The following is a 2,589-nucleotide window of genomic DNA, read 5'->3' as shown; positions in this document are numbered from 1 at the left end:
AAGATGCAGATGGTGTTCCAGCATATCCTGCCGCTTGCCGCCCCCGGCATCCTCACCGGCACCATCATCGGCCTGGCGCGCGCGCTCGGCGAAACCGCGCCGCTGCTCCTGATCGGCATGGTCGCCTTCGTCGCCGACTATCCGAAGACTCCGTTCGATCCGGCGACCGCGCTGCCGGTGCAGATCTACATGTGGGCCAACGAGGCCGAACGCGCCTTCGTCGAGCGTATGTCGGGCGCCATCATCATCCTGCTCGTCTTCCTCATGGCCATGAACATCACAGCGATCGTGCTCAGGCGCCGGTTCGAACGGCGCTGGTAAAAGAAGGCATCTGGTATGAACATCATGACCGAACAGTCTCTTGAAAACGCAGTGGGCGACAAGATGAACGCCAAGTCGAACGAAGTGATCAAGATGCGCGGCGACAAGGTCGGCGTGTTCTACGGCGAAAAGCAGGCGCTGTTCGACGTCAATCTCGACGTCCGCCTCAATCAGGTGACGGCGCTCATCGGACCTTCGGGCTGCGGCAAGTCGACCTTCCTGCGCTGCCTCAACCGCATGAACGACACCATCGACTCGGCGCGCGTGACGGGCAAGATCACGCTGGACGAGGAGGATATCTACGACAAGAACATCGACGTCGTGGAGCTTAGGGCTCGCGTCGGCATGGTGTTCCAGAAGCCCAACCCGTTCCCGAAGTCGATCTACGAGAATGTCGCCTACGGCCCGCGCATCCATGGGCTGGCCAAGCGCAAGGCCGACATGGACCAGATCGTCGAATCCAGCCTGAAGAAGGCGGCGATCTGGAACGAGGTGAAGGACCGCCTGCACGAGCCCGGCACCGGCCTGTCCGGAGGCCAGCAGCAACGCCTGTGCATCGCCCGCGCCATCGCCGTGTCGCCGGAAGTGATCCTGATGGACGAGCCCTGCTCGGCGCTCGACCCGATCGCCACCGCCCGTGTCGAGGAGCTGATCGACGAACTGCGCCAGAACTACACGATCGTCATCGTCACCCACTCGATGCAGCAGGCGGCCCGCGTGTCGCAGCGCACGGCGATGTTCCATCTCGGCTACCTGGTCGAGGAAGGCGCCACCGACAAGATGTTCACCAACCCCGACGACAAACGCACCCAGGACTACATCACCGGCCGGTTCGGCTGATTTCCACGCACGAGGACAGGATCATGGGTGAACATCATACGGTTGCGTCTTTCGACGAGGATCTGGGAGCGATCAGCAAGCTGATCGCCGACATGGGCGATCTCGCCCGCTCGATGGTCGCCGGCTCGACGCGCGCGCTGCTCAATTCCGACAATGCCCTGGCGCAGCGCGTTGTTTCCGACGACGCCATCATGGATGCACGCCAGCGCGAACTCGACGACCGCGCCATCACGCTGATCGCCAAGCGGCAGCCGATGGCCAACGATCTGCGCGCCGTGGTCGGCTCGATCCGCATGGCGGGCGACCTCGAACGCATCGGCGACCTCGCCAAGAACATCGCCAAGCGTGTCGGTACCGTCGGCCTCAGCGTCACGCCGCGTGATCTCTCGCATTCCATCGACGGCATGGCGCAGCTTGTGCTGGTCCAGGTGCAGGGCGTCATCGAGCAATATGCCGCCGCGGATGCCGCAGCCCTCGCCAAGCTCCGCAACGACGACGAACGCATCGACGTCAAATACACCTCGGTGTTCCGCGAGCTCCTGACCTACATGATGGAGGATCCGCGCAACATCACCGCTTGCACGCATCTTCTATTCTGCGCCAAGAACCTGGAGCGCATCGGCGACCATGTCACCAACATTGCCGAGAACGCCTACTACGTGCTGACCGGTCAGCAACTGCCCGCCAATCGTCCGAAGCTGGACGAGACGGCGATGTCGGCGCCGGCGGCCTGAGAAGAAGGGTGACCGGCTGATGATCGCGCCACGCATCATGGTGGTGGAGGACGAGGAGCCGCTGGGGGTGCTGCTCCGCTACAATCTGGAATCGGAAGGCTACCAGGTCGAGGTGGTCACACGCGGCGACGAGGCCGAGATCCGGCTGCAGGAAAACGTGCCCGATTTGCTGGTGCTCGACTGGATGGTGCCGGCGGTTTCCGGCATCGAGCTCTGCCGGCGCCTCAGGATGCGGCCGGAGACCGAGCGGCTGCCGATCATCATGCTGACGGCGCGCGGCGAGGAAAGCGACCGGGTGCGCGGCCTTTCGACCGGCGCCGACGACTATCTGGTCAAGCCGTTCTCTACGCCGGAGTTCATGGCGCGGGTGAAGGCGCTGCTACGCCGCGCCAAGCCGGAAGTCCTGTCCAGCATGCTGAAGGTCGGCGACATCGTGCTCGATCGCGAGTCGCATCGCGTTTACCGCAAGAAGAGCGAGATCCGGCTCGGCCCGACCGAATTCCGGCTGCTCGAATTCATGATGCGGCATCCCGGCCGGGTGTTCTCGCGCAGCCAGCTGCTCGACAATGTCTGGGGCGAGACGATCTACATCGACGAGCGCACCGTGGACGTGCATGTCGGGCGCTTGCGCAAGGCGGTCAACAATGGCCGCATGCCGGATGTCATCCGCACCATACGCGGCGCGGGCTACGCG

The 2,589-nt window shown here is 63.8% G+C and carries 4 protein-coding genes; all 4 read left to right on the top strand.

Features of this window, described 5'->3' with window-relative positions:
• On the top strand, positions 1 to 321 hold a 321-nt coding region (locus tag EN742_RS31255; protein ID WP_128333681.1), incomplete at its 5' end, for an ABC transporter permease subunit.
• 15 nt (positions 322 to 336) lie between these two features.
• Complete coding sequence (gene pstB, locus EN742_RS31250) at positions 337 to 1,161, top strand: phosphate ABC transporter ATP-binding protein PstB (RefSeq protein ID WP_126057988.1); 825 nt, start codon at positions 337 to 339, stop codon at positions 1,159 to 1,161.
• A 23-nt stretch (positions 1,162 to 1,184) separates the two neighbouring features.
• Positions 1,185 to 1,895 (top strand): phosphate signaling complex protein PhoU, encoded by a 711-nt coding sequence (gene phoU / locus EN742_RS31245; RefSeq protein ID WP_126057989.1) that lies wholly within the window; start codon positions 1,185 to 1,187, stop codon positions 1,893 to 1,895.
• A 19-nt stretch (positions 1,896 to 1,914) separates the two neighbouring features.
• On the top strand, positions 1,915 to 2,589 hold a 675-nt coding region (phoB, locus tag EN742_RS31240; RefSeq protein ID WP_128333680.1), incomplete at its 3' end, for a phosphate regulon transcriptional regulator PhoB.

It is taken from the genome of Mesorhizobium sp. M4A.F.Ca.ET.020.02.1.1 (assembly GCF_004022645.1).
GTDB lineage: Bacteria > Pseudomonadota > Alphaproteobacteria > Rhizobiales > Rhizobiaceae > Mesorhizobium.
The sequence above is the reverse complement of the archived record's forward strand: the minus strand, read 5'-3'. Positions and strand labels throughout refer to the sequence as shown.

What these genes read in the sequence shown, in the direction of transcription:
- pstB (WP_126057988.1), top strand. Translation starts at nt 337, where the DNA reads ATGAACATCATGACCGAACAGTCTCTTGAAAACGCAGTGGGCGACAAG.
- phoU (WP_126057989.1), top strand. Translation starts at nt 1,185, where the DNA reads ATGGGTGAACATCATACGGTTGCGTCTTTCGACGAGGATCTGGGAGCG.